General features: G+C 59.9%; 2 protein-coding genes. Both read right to left on the bottom strand.

From position 1 onward, the window contains the following. Positions 1-30: 30 nt before the first annotated feature. The gene (locus tag BLR31_RS21250) at positions 31-2,103 is read right to left on the bottom strand and encodes a recombinase family protein (RefSeq protein ID WP_090600534.1); all 2,073 of its coding nucleotides are present in this window, start codon (positions 2,101-2,103) and stop codon (positions 31-33) included. Beyond that, on the bottom strand, positions 2,090-2,269 hold the full coding sequence (locus BLR31_RS21245; RefSeq protein WP_090600536.1) for a hypothetical protein: 180 nt from the start codon (positions 2,267-2,269) through the stop codon (positions 2,090-2,092). The genes BLR31_RS21250 and BLR31_RS21245 overlap by 14 nt, the downstream gene beginning before the upstream one ends. Positions 2,270-2,586 lie beyond the last annotated feature (317 nt).

Raw genomic sequence — 2,586 nt, 5'->3', positions numbered from 1 at the left:
GCGAAGGGTGTTTCATTATGCACTCCATTGCTAAGTGTCTGTAAACATTGGAAGCGTGTTCGCGTCGACGGTGCGACACGGGCGACCTTTCCGGGCTATCGCGGTTTTGATCGACTCCGACGCCAGGTCTTCGGCACGGATTTGATACGGCGCACCGCGCACTACCTGCACAGCTGGAAGGGTGCCGGTCTTGATAAGGCGCCTGATCGCGTGGTGTGTAACGCCTAAAGCCTTTGCTGCCTCGGTCATAGTGAGCCATTCGCCATCTTTCTCAGCCGAACGGTAGGCATGGATACCGCGAACCCGCCGAACCGACGAGACGCGGTGCGCCGTCCAAGTTTTTCCGTGGCCGGTGGGCAAACCCATCCGATTGAGCGACGCGGCGATATGCTCGTCAGACCAACGACCTGCCATGCTGCGCATTACTGCCAACGCATCTTCAGCTGTCGCGCAACCGTGTTCCCCCGCCTGGGGTTTGCGAACACGCAGTTCCGAGTGTTGGCCGCCCCGCCAGTGGATCGTGAGGACGACGTCGCGCACCGCATCGTCAACATCGACGATGATGTCGGCGATCAATGACCTTAGCAGCTGCTGACGAGCACGCATCGTCACATCAGGCGCATCCCAGGCCGCGGATAAGTTTTCCGCCAAGTTGGCAAAAGCGCTTGGATCAACCTCGATGGTTGATGGGCTTCCGGTCGGTTGGCGTACTTCCAGATCCCGCACCCGGCGTAGCGCTACTTCCCAGTTTTTCTCCAGCTGGGCGGCAATCAGTCGATTGTCTGGATCACAGGCGGCATAGCGGCGCTCGGCGAGATTGGCCTCGTAACGGGCCTGCTGAAGTTCCAGATCGCGGATCTGGCGTTGATCATCTTGTCGTTCCCGGTGCATCCGTTCCGCCTCGAATGCGGCCTCGATTGCCAAGGGTTCTACCGCGCGCAGCAGTTCTCGTGCAACAGCCGCATCCACCCGCGGGCCTCCAAAGGTCATGCATCGGGGCAAGCCCATCATCAGGTTCGGCTTGTCGCAGCGATAGACGGGTCGGCTCTGCGGATTGCCGGTATAGGTCACTGACAGTCGCCGCCCGCACCGGGCACACGTCATCATGCCCGAAAGTAACGCCCGGCCGCCTCGGCCCGATTTCACACCACCGGCGCGACCGTAGTTGTTGAGCGCCAACTGCTGCTGGTTTCGCTCGTACTCGTCCCAGCTGATGTACGCTTCGTGATGGTCTTTGATAAACACCTCCCACGTCCCGACCGGCTTGCTGTGACCATAGCTTCGCCGCGCGCGCCCATCGACGATGGAAGTGCGTTTCTCGCTTTTCCCGTAAACATAGACACCCGCGTAGAAGGGATTTTTGAGCACCGAGATCACGTTGCGATAGCGGATCGGGAGCCAGGTGAAGCTGGTCATGCGCCCTTCATCGGAAGGCCGAGGGAAGTGGATTTGGTCTGCCGTCATCGAGAGCAACACTTGCCGCGCGCTGCCAAGTTCGCCGAAGCGGGTGAAGATGAGCCGGATCACTTCCTGCAGGCGCAGATCAGGATCGAGCCCCAGACCCGCCTCACGGTGCCAGATGTAGCCGAACGGGACTGACAAGCGCAGTTCGCCCCGGCGCGCCTTCGACCTGACAGCATCGTGCATTCGCGTTCTGAGCACGCCCAGCTCAAACTCGCTGATACTGCCTTTCATGCCCAGGAGCAGGCGATCATTGGGCAGGCAAGGATTGTAAACACCGTCATGGTCTATGACACGGGCCTCAACGAGTCCGCAGAGCTCCAGTAAATGGTGCCAGTCCCGGCCATTTCGCGCGAGCCGTGATGCATCCTGACACAAAACAGCGCCCACATTGCCCGCACACAGCCATGCGACCAGCCGATCAAAGCCGGGGCGCTCCACTGTTCCGCTCGCGGATCGCCCGAGATCGTCGTCGATAACCTCGACATCGACAAACCCGTGCTGACGGGCAATGTCGACGAGGTCGTACTGCCGACGCTGACTTTCCAGGTTGGTCATGACTTGGGACTGCGACGATTGACGCACATAGACGACGGCCTTGCGCTTCAGGAGTTGGGTGGGGATCAGATCAATTCCGTTCATCGCCGAGCTCCTTGACGACCAGACCGGCGGCCTGCATCAGAATATGAGCGAGCGCGATTTTGGCCTTCGCCTGCTCCGCCTTGTTCATCCCGTCCACCCTGCGGGGCTCGAATATCAGGCTCATCTGCCTGCCCGCGGTCGGAGCAGGCGCGTTGTGCTGTTTCATCGACTTCCTCCCTTGCGATTCCATTTTCGCCCGGGGAGTGTGTGGGAACAGAAGTCGGCGTGACCAGTCTCTTGAGATCTGACAGGGCCGCAAGATCAACCTGCGGCGCGCCAATCCTCATTTCTGCACAGATCAGGGGATCCACCATCCAGCCAGGAATCGAGATGATGGTGCCAGAGGGACCGTCAACTCTCAGAAACTGTCCCGTGGCCCGCTGTTGAACCTGCCGAACGGTTACCTTCCGTTCGAAATAGGGATGCCAACGATAGTGAATTTCCCGCTCTTCCCCGACATGGGCAGAATGAACGGGCGATGGC

The sequence above is a fragment of the Pelagibacterium luteolum genome, from assembly GCF_900100665.1.
Lineage (GTDB): Bacteria > Pseudomonadota > Alphaproteobacteria > Rhizobiales > Devosiaceae > Pelagibacterium > Pelagibacterium luteolum.
This window is presented reverse-complemented; position numbering and strand designations above follow the sequence as displayed.

Bases quoted from the DNA above. Each gene is read 5' to 3' on its own strand.
- BLR31_RS21250 (WP_090600534.1), bottom strand. From the start codon at position 2,103: ATGAACGGAATTGATCTGATCCCCACCCAACTCCTGAAGCGCAAGGCC.
- BLR31_RS21245 (WP_090600536.1), bottom strand. From the start codon at position 2,269: ATGAAACAGCACAACGCGCCTGCTCCGACCGCGGGCAGGCAGATGAGC.